This window comes from Sphingomonas sp. 1F27F7B, from assembly GCF_005503355.1.
GTDB lineage: Bacteria > Pseudomonadota > Alphaproteobacteria > Sphingomonadales > Sphingomonadaceae > Sphingomonas.
The window spans coordinates 137,343-153,532 of record NZ_SCMK01000001.1 but is presented as its reverse complement, the minus strand read 5'-3'; the positions used below and the strand labels follow the sequence as shown (position 1 = coordinate 153,532).

At 68.4% G+C, this 16,190-nt stretch carries 13 protein-coding genes; 8 read left to right on the top strand and 5 right to left on the bottom strand.

Features of this window, described 5'->3' with window-relative positions:
- Positions 1 to 26 precede the first annotated feature (26 nt).
- Entirely contained in the window at positions 27 to 2,636 is a 2,610-nt protein-coding gene (locus tag FFS08_RS00710) for a M1 family metallopeptidase (RefSeq protein WP_137861077.1), read from the bottom strand.
- Positions 2,637 to 2,949: 313 nt separating this feature from the next.
- Here FFS08_RS00710 and FFS08_RS24275 point away from each other — a divergent pair, with 313 nt between their 5' ends.
- Positions 2,950 to 5,049 (top strand): GDSL-type esterase/lipase family protein, encoded by a 2,100-nt coding sequence (locus FFS08_RS24275; protein ID WP_212741932.1) that lies wholly within the window; start codon positions 2,950 to 2,952, stop codon positions 5,047 to 5,049.
- 7 nt (positions 5,050 to 5,056) lie between these two features.
- Here the strand turns inward: FFS08_RS24275 and FFS08_RS00700 are convergent, their stop codons facing one another.
- Positions 5,057 to 6,127 carry a PA0069 family radical SAM protein gene (locus FFS08_RS00700; RefSeq protein WP_137861078.1) on the bottom strand — a complete coding sequence of 357 codons (1,071 nt, stop codon included), beginning with the start codon at positions 6,125 to 6,127 and terminating at the stop codon, positions 5,057 to 5,059.
- Positions 6,128 to 6,179: 52 nt separating this feature from the next.
- On the opposite strand from FFS08_RS00700, the gene FFS08_RS00695 reads away from it, so the two are divergent.
- The gene (locus tag FFS08_RS00695) at positions 6,180 to 6,521 is read left to right on the top strand and encodes a VOC family protein (RefSeq protein ID WP_137861079.1); all 342 of its coding nucleotides are present in this window, start codon (positions 6,180 to 6,182) and stop codon (positions 6,519 to 6,521) included.
- Positions 6,522 to 6,638: 117 nt separating this feature from the next.
- Complete coding sequence (locus FFS08_RS00690) at positions 6,639 to 7,151, top strand: YbjN domain-containing protein (RefSeq protein WP_137861080.1); 513 nt, start codon at positions 6,639 to 6,641, stop codon at positions 7,149 to 7,151.
- 126 nt (positions 7,152 to 7,277) lie between these two features.
- Here FFS08_RS00690 and moaB read toward each other — a convergent pair whose 3' ends face one another.
- The 3 genes from moaB to FFS08_RS00675 are packed head-to-tail and all read right to left on the bottom strand — an operon-like array spanning position 7,278 to position 10,313.
- A complete protein-coding gene (gene moaB, locus FFS08_RS00685; protein WP_137861081.1) occupies positions 7,278 to 7,805 on the bottom strand; it encodes a molybdenum cofactor biosynthesis protein B in 528 nt (175 codons plus the stop codon).
- On the bottom strand, positions 7,792 to 9,594 hold the full coding sequence (locus tag FFS08_RS00680; RefSeq protein WP_137861082.1) for a lytic transglycosylase domain-containing protein: 1,803 nt from the start codon (positions 9,592 to 9,594) through the stop codon (positions 7,792 to 7,794). Before FFS08_RS00680 ends, moaB begins: the two co-directional genes overlap by 14 nt.
- Positions 9,595 to 9,596: 2 nt before the next feature.
- Complete coding sequence (locus FFS08_RS00675) at positions 9,597 to 10,313, bottom strand: uracil-DNA glycosylase family protein (protein WP_137861083.1); 717 nt, start codon at positions 10,311 to 10,313, stop codon at positions 9,597 to 9,599.
- 127 nt (positions 10,314 to 10,440) lie between these two features.
- Between FFS08_RS00675 and FFS08_RS00670 the strand changes: the two genes are divergently transcribed.
- From FFS08_RS00670 to FFS08_RS00650, 5 genes are all read left to right on the top strand, one after another.
- Positions 10,441 to 12,093: an electron transfer flavoprotein-ubiquinone oxidoreductase gene (locus FFS08_RS00670; RefSeq protein ID WP_137861084.1), complete on the top strand. Its 1,653-nt coding sequence runs from the start codon at positions 10,441 to 10,443 to the stop codon at positions 12,091 to 12,093.
- A 175-nt stretch (positions 12,094 to 12,268) separates the two neighbouring features.
- A complete protein-coding gene (locus FFS08_RS00665; RefSeq protein ID WP_249340951.1) occupies positions 12,269 to 13,672 on the top strand; it encodes a tetratricopeptide repeat protein in 1,404 nt (467 codons plus the stop codon).
- On the top strand, positions 13,672 to 14,472 hold the full coding sequence (locus tag FFS08_RS00660; protein ID WP_137861086.1) for a 4-(cytidine 5'-diphospho)-2-C-methyl-D-erythritol kinase: 801 nt from the start codon (positions 13,672 to 13,674) through the stop codon (positions 14,470 to 14,472). The genes FFS08_RS00665 and FFS08_RS00660 overlap by 1 nt, the downstream gene beginning before the upstream one ends.
- 201 nt (positions 14,473 to 14,673) lie before the next feature.
- Positions 14,674 to 15,396 (top strand): enoyl-CoA hydratase/isomerase family protein, encoded by a 723-nt coding sequence (locus FFS08_RS00655; RefSeq protein WP_137861087.1) that lies wholly within the window; start codon positions 14,674 to 14,676, stop codon positions 15,394 to 15,396.
- A complete protein-coding gene (locus FFS08_RS00650; RefSeq protein ID WP_137861088.1) occupies positions 15,393 to 16,100 on the top strand; it encodes an N-formylglutamate amidohydrolase in 708 nt (235 codons plus the stop codon). Before FFS08_RS00655 ends, FFS08_RS00650 begins: the two co-directional genes overlap by 4 nt.
- The last annotated feature ends 90 nt before the right edge of the window (positions 16,101 to 16,190 follow it).

The following is a 16,190-nucleotide window of genomic DNA, read 5'->3' as shown; positions in this document are numbered from 1 at the left end:
CTGGCTTCTCACATCCCGGCGAACTTTCACATCGCGGCGAACGCCGCCGTGACTTCTCCGGCCTTGGCGTCCTTGAAGCGGGCGCAGTTGCGGATGCCCTCCACCGCGCGATCGAGCCCCAGCGTGCTGCCGCCCTCGGCGCGCAGCTTGGTATCGACCGTGTCGGCGGCGGCGAGCGAACATTGCGACTTGAACATCTGGGCCGAACGGCCCGAGAAGATGCCGCCGCCACCGGTGAGCTTCGAGAATTCGTCGAAATGCGCGAGCATATATTCGAGCGCGGCGTCGCGGGTATCGGCGTCGTTCAGGAAGATCGCGGCCGCGAACAGCCGCTCGCGCGGCGCGTAGCGGGGATCGTCGAACTCGGTGAAATACCATTTCGCGACATCGGCATTGCCTGAAGATGCGATGGCGCGAAACGCCGCCTGGCGAAGGTCGGGCGCCTTGTCCGTCAGCGCCCGCTCCGCCAGTGTCCTGGCGAACGGCACGCCGCGATCCTGGACCGCGACGGCCAGCGCCAACGGCATGAAATCGTCGTCGAGCGCCTGCTTGTCGCCGGCGAGCCGGGCGTCCACCGCCGCAGCCAGCCTGGCCCGCAGCGCCGCGTCATGGCCGTTGTCCGCCACGAAGCCCACCAGCTGCTCGCGCAGCTCGACGGTGTCGGCATTGTCGCCTGCATGCGCGCCGGCCTTCGGATCGAAGCCGATCTTCGCCAGCATCGGGCCATAGAGGTCGACGAACAGCTTGCGATAGGCGGGCAGCGCCGCCGCGCCGATCAGCCCGCGTCCGCGCAGACCGGCGAGACGGGTGCCGTTGTCGAGCTGCATCTTGGTCTTGGGATGCCGGGCCATCGCGCGGCTGAGCGCGACGAGCTGCGCGGTGTTCGCCTTGCCGGCGTAGAAGCTCGCCCACAGGCTGTCGTCCACCGACAGTGCCTCGCCGGTCGGCAGGGTGGGGGCGGCGGCGATCAGCGAATCCCAGTCGGCGGGATCGAGGTCGAAGCGGTAATAGCCCCAGCCGCCCGCATTGGGGACGATCGTGCCCGTGCCGTTGGCGACGATCGGGGCGCTCGGCTTGTCGAGCAATGTGCAGCTCTTGGCGTCGCCCTGGCGGATGCAGAGCGGGATGATCCATTGCTCGGCGGGCGCGTTGGTGCCGAAATAGGCGAAACGCTGCTGGCTGGCGGTGAGCACTCCGTTGGCGCGGCGGAAGGTCACCACCGGCACGCCTTGCTGGTCGACGAAGCCGCGCAGCGATTCGAGCACGCGCGGATCATGGGCGGCGTCGGCCAGCGAGGTGAAGAACTGGTCAGTGCTGGCGTTGCCATATTTGTGGCGCGACATGTGGAGGCGCACGCCGTCGCGGAACTTCTCATCGCCCATATAGGCGGCGATCATCCCGACGACCTGGCCGCCCTTGCCATAGGTGATCTGGTCGAACGCCGCGTCGATGTCGGCATCGTTGGCGATCTTCTGGTGGATGGGGCGGCCGGCGACCAGCGCGTCGAGATCCATCGCCTCGAAACCCTCGGAGATGGCGTCGACGCCGATGTCGAGATCGGGGCGCCATTCGTTGCCGATGCGATAGCCCATCCAGTTGGCGAAGCTTTCGTTCAGCCAGATATCGTCCCACCAGGCGGGCGTGACGAGATCGCCGAACCATTGGTGCGACAGCTCGTGCGCCACGACCATGCCGAAAGTCTGCTTGCTCGACGTCGCATCGCTCTCGTCGACGAACAGGATGCCGTCGCCATAGATGTCGGCACCGGCATTCTCCATCGCGCCCGGCATCACCGGCGAACCGATCTGGTCGAGCTTCGGGAAGGGGAAGGCCTGGCCGAAATATTTCTCGAGCAGCGCGACGATCGGGCCCGAATTGTCGAGCGCGAACTGCATCCGGTCCTTGTAGGGCTGGGTGCCGACGATGCGCAGCGCCAGCGGCGTCTTGCGCTCGGGCGTGGGCGGGACCTTGGCGCCTATGGTCGAGAAGGGGCCGACGACGAAGGCGACCAGATAGGTCGGCAGCGGCTTGGTGGCGATGAAGCGGTGCTTGACCAGCGCGCCGACCTTGACCGGCTTGCCCGTCTCGGGCGCGTTGCTCAGCGCGACGAAGCCCGGCTTGGTGGTCAGCGAGACGGTGAAGGGCGTCTTGAAACCCGGCTCGTCGAAGCCCGGAAAGGCCGCGCGCGCATCGATCGATTCGAACTGGGTCCAGCTGTACCAGCTGCCCGCCACGTTGACGCGATAGGGGCCCGAGGCGCCGGTGCCGAACGCCGCGTCATAATCGAATTTGAGCGTCAGCCGGCCCGGCTGCACCATCCTGCCGAAATCGATCTGGGCAAGACCATGGGGGCTCTTCTGCGCGAAGCCGAGCGGGATTTCCTTCCCGCCGACCACTGCCACCGCCTTGGTGACGTTGAGATTGCGGCCGTGCATCCAGACCGCCTGCGCCGCCTTGTTGAGCTGCACGTCGATCTCCGCATGGCCGCTGAAGCGCGGCTTTTCCGGAACGATCGTCAGGTCGAGCCGATAGGCGAGGGGAGTCACCGTATCCGGCAGCTTGCCGGTCGGCTGGACATCCTGGGCATTGGCGATGGCGGGAAGCGTGAGGGCGAAAGCAAAGGCAAGCGCGCGCATAAGGGGTCCTTATCGTCTGGGGTTGGCCTAGGCCCGGCGGCGAGGGCGCGCAATCGGCCTCTTGTTTCTATTCGGCGACAGTATGTTTCTATATTGTGTCCATCGCGGGGATGGCTATGGTGGCAACAGGTCTCAGACCACCGGGCGGTGTTTGGATCCCTCTTTTCGCTGCCCGGTCCCAACTCAGGCGCCACTTGCTTCGCGCAGTGGCCGCCATTTTCCTGATCGGCAGGATGCAGTTCGCCATTGCGCACCGGCGCGGCTTGGATATGGTAGCGCTATCATCGCGCAGAGACGCAAGAGGGAGAGGGATATGGGGCTGATCGCGCGCCTGGCGGCGCTGGTCCTGCTGCTGGGTGCCGCGGCGGCGCCGGGCGAGCGCTGGGTTACGGCCTGGGCTACGTCGCAGATGATCCCCGGCAACAATGCGCTGCCGGTGGAGGACCTGAAGGACGCAACGCTCCGCCAGCTGGTGCGCATCCAGATCGCCGGCACCAGGCTGCGTGTCCGCTTCACCAATGCCCATGGCACCGAACCCCTGCGCCTCGGCGCGGCGACGATCGCGCGGGCGATGGATCCCGCCTCGCCGCGAATCGATGCCGCGAGCCTGGTGGCGCTGCGCTTCGGCGGGGCGAGGAGCGTCACCATCCCGGCGGGTGCGGACTATTGGTCGGACCCGATAACGCTGCCGGTGCGGGCGGGCGCGGATCTGGCGATCACGATCCATCTGCCCGAGGCGCCGGCACAACAGACCGGCCATCCCGGCTCGCGTGCGACCAGCTATTATCTCCATGGCGACCATGTCGATGCCGCAGACCTGCCAGATGCCAGGCGAGTCGATCGCTGGGTGCAGATCGGCGCGATCGAGACGGTTTCGGCCAAGGCTTCCGCAGTGGTGGTGCTCGGCGATTCGATCACCGACGGCTATGGCGTGCCGGCCAACAGCAACCAGCGCTGGACCGACGCGCTCCAGCTCCGCCTGCGCGCCACGCCGGCGCTTGCCGACATGGCAGTGCTCAACGCCGGCATCGGCGGCAACCGGCTGCTCAACGACGGGCTTGGCCCCAATGTGCTCGCGCGCTTCGACCGCGAGGTGCTGACCTATCCGGGTGTCACCCATCTGGTGATCCTGGAGGGCGTCAACGATCTCGGCACGCTCACCCGCGACGCCCCGGCGACGCCCGAGGCGCATGCCGCGCTGGTGGAGGGGATGATCGGCGCCTATCGCCAGATGGTCGCCCGCGCTCGTGCCCAGGGGATCAAGGTGATCGGCGCGACGATCACACCCTATGGCGGCTCGGCCTATTATCATCCGGATGCGCAGAACGAGGCAGATCGCGCCGTGGTGAATGCCTGGATCCGCGCGCCCGGCAATTTCGACGGCGTGATCGATCTCGACGCTGCGCTGCGCGATCCCGCGACACCGAACCGGCTGCGCAAGGAATATGACAATGACGGGCTCCACCCCTCGATGGCCGGCTATCGGGCGATGGCCGATGCGGTGCCGCTGTCGCTCCTTTCGGACAAGGTGAAGGACGCGGGCAGGGTGGTCGCCGCGCCGGCGGGACCCGCGCCGAGGATCGCCTTCACCTTCGACGATCTCACTGCGCACGCCTCCTTGCCGCAAGGCGATACACGGGTCGGCGTCGGCGAGCGGATCATTGCTGCGCTGAAGGCCGGCGGGGCGCCGGCGATCGGCTTCGTCAACGGCGTGCAGCTCGAGCGCGAGCCCGCTTCCGCTCCGGTGCTCGACAAATGGCGGGCGGCGGGGCTGACGCTCGGCAACCATGGCTGGAGTCATGCCAATCTCGACCAGCTGAGCGATGCGCAGTTCCTGAGCGAGCTGGAGAAGAACGAGCCGGTCCTCAAGGCCAGGATGGGCGCCGCCGACTGGCGCTGGTTCCGCTATCCCTTTCTCGCCGAAGCCGCCGCCGACCCCCCGCGCCGCGCGCGCATCCGCCGGCTGCTGGCGGAGCGGGGCTACAAGGTCGCGACGGTGACCATGGACTTCTCGGACTGGGCCTATAACGACGCCTATGCGCGCTGCGTGGCCAGGGGCGATGACGACGCGATCCTGAAGATGGAGCGGGCGTGGCTGGGCACCGCCGCGGTCCAGGCCGATCGCGCCCGCACGATGAGCCAGGCGCTCTACGGCCGCGACATCCCCTATGTGCTGCTCATGCACCTGGGTGCCTTTGACGCGCGCATGATGCCGCAGCTGATCGCGCTCTATCGCGAGAAGGGCTATCGGTTCGTCTCGATCGAGGAGGCGGAGCGCGATCCCCACTATGCTTCCGAGGTGAACCCGGCACTCGCGCCGCAGCCCCAGGGCCTGAACGGCGCGATGGCCGCCAGGGGGCTGAAGGAACCGCAGGCGCCGGCGCAACTGCCGCTGGAGGCGATGTGCCGCTAGGCGGGCGCTAGAACAGCTCCCCTTGCGGTCCCCTGGGCGGTCGGAACAGGTCCGTCCGCAAGCGCAGCGCTTCCCGGTCCAGCCCATGGCGTTTCGCCGCCATCCGGAACCGCGTCCGCAGCAGTTCGGCCCAGGGGCCGTGCCCGCGGAACCGGGTGTGGAAATTGGGATCATTGTCCTTGCCGCCGCGGATCGACTGGATCGTCGCCATCACCTTGCCCGCGCGATCGGGGAAATGCGCGTCGAGCCAGGCGCGGAACAGCGGCGAGACTTCGTGCGGCAGCCGCACCGGCAGGAAGAAGGCGGTCCGCGCCCCGGCCTCGGCGGCGCGTTCCAGGATATGCTCGAGCTCGTGATCGGTCACCTGCGGGATCACCGGCGCCAGCGAGACGAACACCGGCACTCCCGCATCGGCCAGCTGCCGCATCGCCGCCAGCCGCTTCTCGGGATGCGGGGCGCGGGGCTCCACCGTCATCGCGATCTTCGGGTCGAGCGAAGTGACCGAGATCATCACCGCCGCCAGCCCCTTGCGTGCCATCGGGGCGAGCAGGTCGATATCGCGCGTCACGCGGTTGGACTTGGTGGTGATCGTCAGCGGATGGTCGTGCTCGGCCAGCACTTCGATGCAGCCGCGCGTGATCCGCCACTCGGCCTCGATGGGCTGATAGGGGTCGGTATTGGTGCCGAAGGCGATCGGCCGGCATACATAGCCGCGCTTGCCCAGTTCCGCGCGCAACAGCGCCGGCGCATCGGGCTTGGCGAAGAGCCTGCTCTCGAAATCGAGTCCCGGCGACAGGTCGAGATAGGCATGGGTCGGCCGGGCGAAGCAATAGATGCAGCCATGCTCGCAGCCGCGATAGGGGTTGATCGAGCGATCGAAGGCAATGTCGGGCGACTGGTTGCGCGTGATGATCGTCCGGGCCCGCTCCACCGTCACCGTCGTGCGCAGCGGCGGCGGGGCGTCGTCCAGCGCCGCGCGCGCATCGAGCCAGTCGCCGTCCGCCTCGCGCGCTGGCAGGTTGAAGCGGCTGCTCTCCTGGTTGAGGGTGGCGCCGCGCACGGGACGATTCTTCGCCATTGCCAAAGCCTAGGCGCGGGAATAGAACATAGCAAGAACATTGGAGGCGAACATGGCAAGGATCAGCTATCTCGAACTGCCCTCGAAGGATGTCGGCGGCGCACGCGATTTCTATGCACGGGCCTTTGGATGGCGCTTCACCGATTTCGGCCCGGATTATGCAGCCACCACTACCGGTGATACCGATCTCGGCATCAACGGTACGGGCGACCAGCCGATCCCGCTGCTGCTGCCGATCGTCGAGGTGCAGGACCTCGAAGCGGCATTCGAAAGCGTGAAGGGCGCGGGCGGCGAGATCACGGTGCCGATCTTCGCCTTTCCGGGTGGCCGCCGCTTTCATTTCCGCGATCCGGCGGGGAACGAACTGGGCGTGTTCGTCAACGAACCGGGATGATTGCCGTGCCGCGGCGGCGTGTTAGGGTGCGGGCGATGGGGAAGCTCCCAAGTGCCCGGCCCGGTGGCCGCCGCGGCGGCTTCCCCACCGGGCACGGAAGCAGGGAAGGGGGGAGTGATGGGCAAGGCTTTGATCGCGGCCGTGGTGGCGGCCGGTCTGTGGGCGATGCCGGCGGCGGCGCAGAAGGGCGATCCGGCGCGGATGGTCGACATCGCGCATCCTGAGGAAGTGGTGAAGCTGCTCCAGAGCGAAGGCTACAAGGCCGAGTTGAAGAAGCATGAAGGCAGCGGCGATCTCTATATCGGCAGCGCGGCCAACGGATCGCCTTTCACCATCGAATTCTATGATTGCGGCACGCCCAAGGGCTGCACGTCGATGCAGTTCTTTTCCTGGTACAAGAAGAAGCCCTGGTACGATGCCGGGCTGGCCAATCGCTGGAACGCCAAGAAGCGCTTCCTGCGCATCGTGATCGACAAGGACGGCGACCTCTCCACCTGGATGGACGTCACCACGATAGGCAAGGTGAGCTATGCCAATTTCGCCGACACGGTGGATTGGTGGTCGTCGATGACCGGCGACCTGTTCACCTTCCTCGACGAGGAGGAGAAGGCGGCCGGGGGGAAGAAATAGGGTTGCGTTCCCTCCCTTCCGGGAGGAGCGGGGTCGCATCGGGATGCAATGCTTCGGTTCCGCGGCGGCCACCCATCCAATTGTGCCGAGACTGGGGCCTGGCCTTCGTCGGGGAATGGCGTGTGCCTATCGCTCCCCCAGCCGCGGCAGCAGCTCGACGAAGTTGCAGGGCTTGTGGCGGATGTCGAGCTGAGTCGCCAAGATGCCGTCCCACGCATCGGTGACTGCGCCGGTCGAGCCGGGCAGGGCGAAGATATAGGTGCCGCGCGCCACGCCCGCGGTGGCGCGCGACTGGATCGTGGAAGTGCCGATCGACTGGTAGCTGAGCCAGCGGAACAGCTCGCCGAAACCCGGTATCTCCTTGTCCCGGACGCGCGCGAGCGCCTCGGGCGTCACGTCGCGGCCGGTCACGCCGGTGCCGCCGGTGGTGAGGATCACCTCTATCTGCGGATCGTCGATCCAGGCGTGGAGCCGGGCGACGATCACGTCCGCATCGTCGGCCACGATCGCGCGATCCGCCAGCACATGCCCGGCGGCAGTCAGTCGCTCGACCAGCCGGTCGCCCGAGCGATCTTCCGCCATCGTCCGCGTATCGGAGACCGTCAGCACCGCGATCCGTACAGGGCGGAACGCGATGCGCTCATCGATTGGCATTGCCGTCCTGGTGGAACGCGAGCTTGCGCACGCTGAGCTTCACTGCCGCCGGGCCCTGCATGCCCGGGAATTTGGGCCACATGCCCTGCGCCAGCGCCTCGCGGCTGCTCGACTTCCGGCCTTCCTGGTTCTCGTACATCCAATAATTGCGCAGCACCGTCATCACATAGCCGCGTGTCTCCCAATAAGGGATGCTCTCGATATAGAGTAGCGGGTCGCCGCCGTCCTTGATCATCGCGTTCCAGTTGGCGACCGGCGTGGGGCCGGCATTGTAGGAGGCGATCACCTTGGGCAGCAGGCCGCCGGTGAAGGGCTGGTCGCGCAGCTGCTCGAGATAGGACTGGCCGATCTCCATGTTGACCGACGGCTTGGTCAGGTCGCTCGCGGCATAGTTCACGCCGTTGCGGCGGCCGATGTCGATCGCCGCGCCCGTCTTCACCTGCATCAGGCCCATCGCCCCGGCCGCGCTGCGGATCTCCGAGTTGAAGCGCGATTCCTGAAGGGTGTGGGCGAAGACCAGCGCCTTGTCGACGCGCCAGCCGCCGGCCGGGGTCCAGTTCGGCGCCGGATAGCGTGCCGCGGTGAGCGGCTGCGTCCCCTGCGGGCAATTGTGCGTGAGCCAGAGCTGCGTGGAAGGCAGGCTCAGCCGGCCCGCGAGGCGCGTGAGTGCAATATGCTCGGAAGGGCTGCCGATCTTGGCCTGATAGCGCAGCACTTCGTCGGCCAGCCCGTCCTCGTCGATCTCGACCAGGGCGGCGGCGACGCGGACATTCGGGCGGCGTTCCAGCGCGCGCCAGTCATCGGCGACGAACTTCTCGCCCTTGCCGGGCTTGTCCTCGATGCCGAGCGCCGACTTGGCGAGCAGGCCGTAGAAGGTCTCGCCATATTGAGTGGCCGCGCGCAGCTTCGCCGCGACTTTCTCCGGGCGGCCACAGGCCATTTCGGCGCGCGAGCCCCAATAGAGGCCCGCGGAGCGCAGTTCGGTGTCGGCGGCGCGGGTGGCGACGCGTTCGAAGGCGGCGGTGGCGCCGGCGCAGTCCTGCTCGCGCCAGGCGGCGAGCCCGGCGACCCAATCGGCCTGCGGCGCCCAGTCGCCGGTGCCGTCCTGCGCCTTGGCGGCGACGCGGCGAGCATTGTCGTCGTCGCCGGCGACATAGTAGATCCAGGCGACCTTCTGCTGCCACTCGGTCCGGGCCTCGGGCGTCAGGTCCGCTTCGAACCGGGCGACCACGCCTTCGGCCTCGGTGCCCTGATCGGCCTTCACATAGGGCTGGATGGCGAGCGCGATCTCGGTGGCTGCGGTGTCGCTCTTGATCGAGCGGGCGCGCTGGCGGACCGGCGCGCCATCATACCAGACCAGCCGCGCCGCCACCGGGATGGCGGGAGTGGTCATGGCGCCGCGCGTCCTGGCCATGCGGCTGAGCTGGTCGGCCTGGGGCAGCTCGGGCGCTTCGCCGATCAGCTGGAGCAGCGGGGCCAGCTCGACCTTGGGCGAGTTCTTTGCAGTATAGAGTTCGGCGCGGGCGATCGCATGGAGCGGACCCGGCTTCATCGAATCGAGCTGGATCTGCGCGTCCTGCCAGCGCTGGGTGCGGAGCGCGGCGAACACCTTGCGGTATCCGGCCTTCTGGTCCGAATCGAGCTGATCCGGAATGCCGTCGCCCTCGCGCGGGGCGGGCGCGGCGACACCGTCTTCGGCGGTGCCGGAACTGTCCGCTCCGGCGGGAAGATCGGCGGCATGGGCCAGCGCCGGAGACGCGAGCAATGCGGCGGCAAGCAGGATACGCATGGTCACAGGCTCCCCCGGGTCAATAGCAACAGGTGCTTCCAGGCTTCGCTTTTGGCGGCGGGGCGCTCCAGCAGGAAACGCGGGTGCAGGCTCGCCACTGCCTGCGTTTTTCCGCCGAAATGGTTAACATCGACTAAACCATTGGCCGGTGCGCCGTCATTCGCCTCGGTCACGACACGGCTCGCCGCCTGGCCCAGGATCAGCAGCCGGGCGGGCTGGAGCAGCTTGAGATGATGCCTGGCGATCTCGATCAGCCGCTCCTCCTGGTCGGGCGGGATGCGCCCGGCCAGCGGGCGGGCGACGGCGAGCGACAGGAAATAGACCGAATCGCGCGCGATTCCGGCGGCGGTCAGCATGCGCGAGAGCAGCTTTCCAGCCGCGCCATCGGCCAGAAGTGCGTCCTGATCGTCGCTTTCCGGCATATCGGTGAGTACCACCAGCACGGCATTTGCCGGGCCGCTCGGGGCAACCCGCGGCGTCAGCCAGGCCGCTTCCGGAACGGTATCGCCGGTGCGCCAGGCCGTGAAGGCGGCGAGCGTGTCGGGCAGGGCCTCGGGCTGGGGCGACGCTACGGCAGCCTGCGTCGCCTGCACGGGCGCCGGCCGCGCGAGCCAGTCACGAGCCTCGTCCTCCTGAAGGGTTTCGACCCCCGCATCGCGCCACCATTCGAGCGCGCTCGCCAGGGTACGCCCCCAATCCGCTGTGTATTCGCCTCCCACGCTGCCTAAGAGTCATGCCTTGACGGGCGGGTCAATCTGCCTTCATCGACCAAGGGACAGGACGTTGCCAGCATGCGACGACAAGCGATGCGGCGCGTGTCAGGCCAAGATTGTGAAGGATGCGATGATGAGCGAACGGGAGTCGATGCCCTATGACGTCGTGATCGTCGGCGCGGGCCCCGCGGGCCTTTCGGCGGCGATCCGGCTGAAGCAGCTGGCCGGCGAGGCGGGCGGCGAGCTTTCGGTATGCATCCTCGAAAAGGGCTCCGAGGTCGGCGCGCACATCCTTTCCGGCGCGGTGATCGACCCCAAGGCGCTGGACGAGCTGCTGCCCGGCTGGCGCGACGATGGCTGCCCGCTGGCGGCCACGCCGGTGACCGAGAATCACCACTGGGTACTGAGCGAGAAGGGCAAGTCGGGCTTTCCCGAGTTCATCACGCCGCCGTTCCTGCACAACAAGGGCACCTATACGGGCTCGCTCGGCAATCTCTGCCGCTGGCTCGCCGGCAAGGCCGAGGAACTGGGCGTCGAGATCTTCCCGGGCTTCGCCGCGGCCGAGATCCTCTATCACGACAATGGCAGCGTGAAGGGCGTCGCCACCGGCGACATGGGCGTGGCGCGCGACGGCGAGCACAAGCCCGACTATCAGCCGGGCCTCGAGCTGCATGCCAAATACACTTTCTTCGCAGAGGGGTGTCGCGGGCACCTGACCAAGCAGCTGATCCGCAACTTCGAGCTCGACAAGGACAGCCAGCCGCAGATCTACGGCATCGGCATCAAAGAGCTGTGGGATATCGATCCGGCCCATCACGTGCCGGGCCGCGTGATTCACACCCAGGGCTGGCCGCTCACCGACGGCGCCAATGGCGGCGGCTTCCTCTATCATCAGGCGGACGGGCAGGTTGCCCTCGGCTTCGTCACCTGGCTCAACTACAAGAACCCCTATCTCTCGCCCTTCCAGGAGATGCAGCGCTGGAAGACTCATCCGGAGATCGCGGCGATCCTGAAGGGCGGCAAGCGCGTCTCCTATGGCGCGCGTGCCATTTCGGACGGCGGCTTCCAGTCGGTGCCCAAGCTGGTCGCGCCCGGCGCCGCGCTGATCGGCGACGCGGCGGGCTTCCTCAACGTGCCGCGCATCAAGGGCACCCACACGTCGATGAAGAGCGGCATGATGGCCGCCGAGGCCGCCTTCGCCGCGGTCGGCGCCGGGCGCGAGGCGGACGAACTGGCCGCCTATCCCGAGGCCTATGAGAAGAGCTGGGTCTACAAGGAGCTGCGCGGCGTCCGCAACGTGGCGCCGCTGGTCAAGAAGTTCGGCGACACCTGGGGCACGCTGCTCGCCGGCGCGGCAATGTGGAGCGAGCTGCTCGGCCTGCGCTGGCCCTTCACCATGAAGCACAAGCCCGACAATGAAGGGATGTGGCACGCATCGGTAGCCCCGAAGATCGACTATCCCAAGCCCGACGGCGTGCTCACCTTCGATCGCCTTTCCTCGGTGTTCCTCTCGAACACCAATCATGAGGAGGATCAGCCGGTCCATCTGACGCTGAAGGATCCGGAAATCCCGATCGGCTACAATCTTCCGGTGTACGCCGAGCCGGCCCAGCGCTACTGTCCGGCGGGTGTGTACGAAGTTGTCGGCGAAGGCGACGATCTGCGCTTCCAGATCAACGCGCAGAATTGCGTCCACTGCAAGACGTGCGACATCAAGGATCCCACCCAGAACATCAACTGGGTGGTTCCCGAAGGCGGGGGCGGCCCGAATTATCCGAACATGTAGCCTCGCGTTCGCGCTGCTGGCGGCGCTGCCCGCTACCGCGCAGCGCGCCGTACCGCAGGTCGACCTGCGCGACTATGCCCGGGCGCGTGCCGCCGACGCGGCGGGCGAGCCGATACTCGCCGCCGCCGGCTATGCCCGGGCGCTCGCCGCCGTACCCGACGATCCGGTGTTGGCGATGCGCGCCTATCGCCAGGGCCTGGCGGCAGGCGACTTCGCGCTAGCAACGCGTGCCGCCGCCGCGCTGACCAAGGCCGGCACCGCGCCGCCCGACACCGATCTGCTCGCCTTCGCCGTGGCGCTGCACGGCAAGGACCGGCTCGGTGCCGAAAAGGCGCTGGAGCGGCTCTCGCGCGCGCAGCTCGACTTCATGGTGCCCGTGCTCGGCGCCTGGCTTGCATTCGATCGCGGCCGGGATCCCTCGCCGCTGCTCGATACGGCGCGCGGCAATCCGCTCGCGGCCCGCTTCGCCGATCGCAATCGCGCGCTGCTGCTGATCGCCTCGGGCAAGCCCGACCAGGGCCTGTTCGCGCTCGCCGCCGCGCGCGGAACCGAGGACGCTTCGGACCGGCGAATCGACGCCGGCATCGCGCTGCTGCGCAGCGGACAGGGCGATAAGGCGCAGATCGTCCTCGGAGACCTTGCCGGCGCCTCCCCGGCGTGGCGCAAGCGTGAGGCGAAGGCCGGGAAGCCCGATGCCGCCTTCGGCGCCGCGCACGTCTTCCTCAGCCTTGCCGGCGATCTGGGCAGCGAGGACATCGCACCGCTCTCGATCCTGCTCGCGCGCGCGGCGCTGCTGCTCGATCCGCAGGAGGAACGCGCCCGGCTGCGCCTCGCCGAAGCCTTGTCGCGTAGCGACGCGACCGATCTCGCGCTGGCGACGCTGGCCACCGTCCGCGCAGACGGTCCGTTCGCCCGCGGAGCAGCCGCCGGCCGAGTAGCGGCCCTCCGCCGCGCCGGCCGCCTCCCCGAGGCGCTTGCGGACGCCCAGGCGCTGGCCGTGCCGGAGGGCGCGACCGCGCAGGAGATTCGCGACTATGGCGAGCTGCTGTTTCAGGTTCAGCGCTATGCCGACGCCGCCGAGGTGCTGGGCCGGGCGCTGGCCCGGGCGGGCGGCGATGGCGGCTGGGAGCTCCATTATCTGCGCGGTGCCGCGCTCGATCGCGCCGGGAAATGGGACGCGGCGCTGCGCGAGCTGCAGCGCGCCGTCCAGCTCGCGCCGGAGGAGCCCGAGGCGCTGACCTGGCTCGGCAATGCCCAGGTCGAGCGCGGCGTCGACCTGCCCGGCGCCCAGGCGCTGCTGGAACGCGCCAGCACGCTGAAGCCTGACGATCCCGAAATCACTGACTCGCTCGGCCGCGCCTATTATGCCGAGGGGCAGTTCACCAAGGCGTTGCCGCTGCTCGAACAGGCAGTGCGCGGCGATCCGGGCGGCATGCGGGCCAATGAGCATCTGGGCGACACTTACTGGAAGCTCGGTCGCCGGATCGACGCGCGCTATGCCTGGCGCGCGGCGGCAGTGAACGCCGAACCGGCCGATGTCGCCCGGTTGCAGGCCAAGCTGGCGAACGGGCTCGACTGATGGTCATGGAGATCGCGCGCGCCAAACTCAACTTGGCGCTGCACGTCCGCGCCCGCCGGGCCGACGGCTATCACGAGCTGGAGACGCTGTTCGCCTTTGTGGAGGACGGCGACGGCGTGACTGTCGAACCGGCCCAGGCCGACAGCTTCACGCTCTCCGGCCCCTTCGCGGCGGTGCTGAGCGGCGAGGGCGACAATCTCGTCACGCGCGCTGCCCAGGCGTTCCGCGCGCGCTTCGGCGGCGGGGCGCATGCCATCAGCCTGGACAAGCGACTTCCCATTGCATCGGGGATCGGCGGCGGCTCGGCGGATGCGGCGGCAACGCTGCGCGCGCTCGGCCGGCTGCACGGCGTGGCACTCGACGATCTGTTCGCGCTCGCCGACGGCCTGGGCTCGGACGTGCCCGCCTGCCTCTATGGCGTCACTGCGATCGGGCGGGGCAGGGGCGAGCGGCTCGAACCCGTCCCCGGCCTGCCCGGCACGCCGGTGCTGCTGGTCAATCCGGGTGTCGGCGTCTCTACCGCGGAGGTGTTCCGCCGCTGGGACGGCAGGGATCGCGGGCCATTGCCGGTCGATCCGCGCGAGGGCCGCAACGATCTGGAGCCGCCCGCCCGGGCCATCGCGCCGGTGATCGGCTCGGTGCTGGAGGCGCTCGTCGCGCAGCCGGGCGCCGGGCTCACGCGCATGTCGGGGTCGGGTGCCACCTGCTTCGCCTTGTTCGACGGCGATGCGAGCCGGGATGCGGCGGTTGATGCGCTCGCGGGGAAGGGCTGGTGGGTGCTTCCCACCCGCCTGACCTGAGCCACGGCGCGGGAGGCCTGGCGGCCGATCGCCGTTAACCACCCTCGCAAACCTGCCCTTGTGACTTTCGGGCGTATGACATCCCCAGCGGATCGATTGCCGGGAGCAGGACGTCTGTCGGTGGCGCGGGCGAAAGCCCGCCCCATCCGTCGAAAATCCCCGCCTCTTAACAGCGCCGCCCCGATCGGGCACAGCCGGCGCATGATCCATCTCTCGCATGACGGCCCCGTCGCCACCATCGCGCTCGCCCGAGCGGAAGCCAAGAATGCGCTTCCCACCGCTGCGTGGGAGGCGCTCGCCGGCGCCGCGCGTGATGTCGGCGATGCCCGTGCCGTGATCCTCCGGTCCGACGTGGCCGGCATCTTCTCCGCCGGCGCCGACGTCCGCGAGTTCGAGCGGCTCCAGACCGATCCCGCGCTCCGCACGCGTTTCCGCCAGGCGATGCGCGAGGGGATCGAGGCGATCGCCGCGCTGCCCGTGCCGGTGATCGCCGCGATCGATGGCGGCTGTTTCGGCGCGGCGGTGGCGCTGATCCTCGCAGCGGACATCCGCATCGCCGGCGCCCAGTCCGAATTCGCAGTCACGCCGGCGCGGCTCGGCCTCGGCTATCCGCGCGAGGACGTCGCGCGGCTGGAGGCGCAGGTGGGGCGGGGCATGGCCTCGCTCCTGCTGTTCACCGGCGACAAGCTCCGCCCCGACGAAGCCCACAAGATCGGCCTGGCCGAGCTCAAGACCCGCAAGGCGATCGACACCGCCACTGCGATGGCCAGTGCGATCGCCGGCAACGCGCCCCAGGCCATCCGCTTGCTCAAGCGGACGCTGCGCGGCGAGCAAACCGACCAGGGCTTCGAGGACGCGTTCGGCGGTGGCGAGTTCGCCGAGGGCCTCGCCGCCTTCCGCGCGCGCCGGAATCCCGCCTGGTGAGCGCCGCCGAGATCGTCGAGGGCGGCGCGCGGGACCTGCTCCTGCTGTGCGACCATGCCTCCAACGCAGTGCCGGAGGATATCGATCTCGGCATCGATCCCGCCTTGCTGGACAAGCACATCGCCATCGATATCGGCGCGGCCGCCGTCACGCGCGTGCTGGCGGCGAAGCTGGATGCACCCGCCATCCTCGCCACGGTCTCGCGGCTGGTGATCGATCTCCACCGCGAGCCCGATCATATCGGCCTGATCCCGCACCGGAGCGACGGCCATCTGATCCCCGGCAACGAGACGGTCGACAAGCCGGCCCGGATCGCCCGTTTCCACGCGCCCTATCACCGCATCCTGCGCGCCCGCATCCGCGCCCAGCGCCCGCGGCTGATCCTTTCCATCCACAGCTTCACCCCCTGCCTCGAGCATGGCGGCAGCGATCGTCCCTGGCAGGTCGGCGTGCTCTACAATCGCGACGTCCGCGCCGCGCATCCCACGGTGCGGTTCTTCGAGGACCGTGGTTTCGTGACCGGCGACAACGAGCCCTATTCGGGCCGGCTGCTGAACGCGACGCTGAACCGCCATGCCGAGGGGCAGGGCATCCCCTCTGTCGCGATCGAGATCCGCAACGACCTCATCCGCGATGCCGAGGGGGTGGAGCGATGGGCCGGAGCGCTGGCCGATCTCGCAGGGCATCTGCTCCCCATTCTCTAGATTTCTCTCCCTTCCACGGAGGGGAGAGAATGCGCTTTCCCGTTCAGGACAATTTCTTTGCGCAATAGTCTTGCGCGAAACCGTCTTCTC

Bases quoted from the DNA above. Each gene is read 5' to 3' on its own strand.
- FFS08_RS00655 (WP_137861087.1), top strand. From the start codon at position 14,674: ATGATCCATCTCTCGCATGACGGCCCCGTCGCCACCATCGCGCTCGCC.
- FFS08_RS00670 (WP_137861084.1), top strand. From the start codon at position 10,441: ATGAGCGAACGGGAGTCGATGCCCTATGACGTCGTGATCGTCGGCGCG.
- FFS08_RS00690 (WP_137861080.1), top strand. From the start codon at position 6,639: ATGGGCAAGGCTTTGATCGCGGCCGTGGTGGCGGCCGGTCTGTGGGCG.
- FFS08_RS00665 (WP_249340951.1), top strand. From the start codon at position 12,269: ATGCGCGCCTATCGCCAGGGCCTGGCGGCAGGCGACTTCGCGCTAGCA.
- FFS08_RS24275 (WP_212741932.1), top strand. From the start codon at position 2,950: ATGGGGCTGATCGCGCGCCTGGCGGCGCTGGTCCTGCTGCTGGGTGCC.
- FFS08_RS00660 (WP_137861086.1), top strand. From the start codon at position 13,672: ATGGTCATGGAGATCGCGCGCGCCAAACTCAACTTGGCGCTGCACGTC.
- FFS08_RS00680 (WP_137861082.1), bottom strand. From the start codon at position 9,594: ATGCGTATCCTGCTTGCCGCCGCATTGCTCGCGTCTCCGGCGCTGGCC.
- FFS08_RS00695 (WP_137861079.1), top strand. From the start codon at position 6,180: ATGGCAAGGATCAGCTATCTCGAACTGCCCTCGAAGGATGTCGGCGGC.
- FFS08_RS00710 (WP_137861077.1), bottom strand. From the start codon at position 2,636: ATGCGCGCGCTTGCCTTTGCTTTCGCCCTCACGCTTCCCGCCATCGCC.
- moaB (WP_137861081.1), bottom strand. From the start codon at position 7,805: ATGCCAATCGATGAGCGCATCGCGTTCCGCCCTGTACGGATCGCGGTG.
- FFS08_RS00700 (WP_137861078.1), bottom strand. From the start codon at position 6,127: ATGGCGAAGAATCGTCCCGTGCGCGGCGCCACCCTCAACCAGGAGAGC.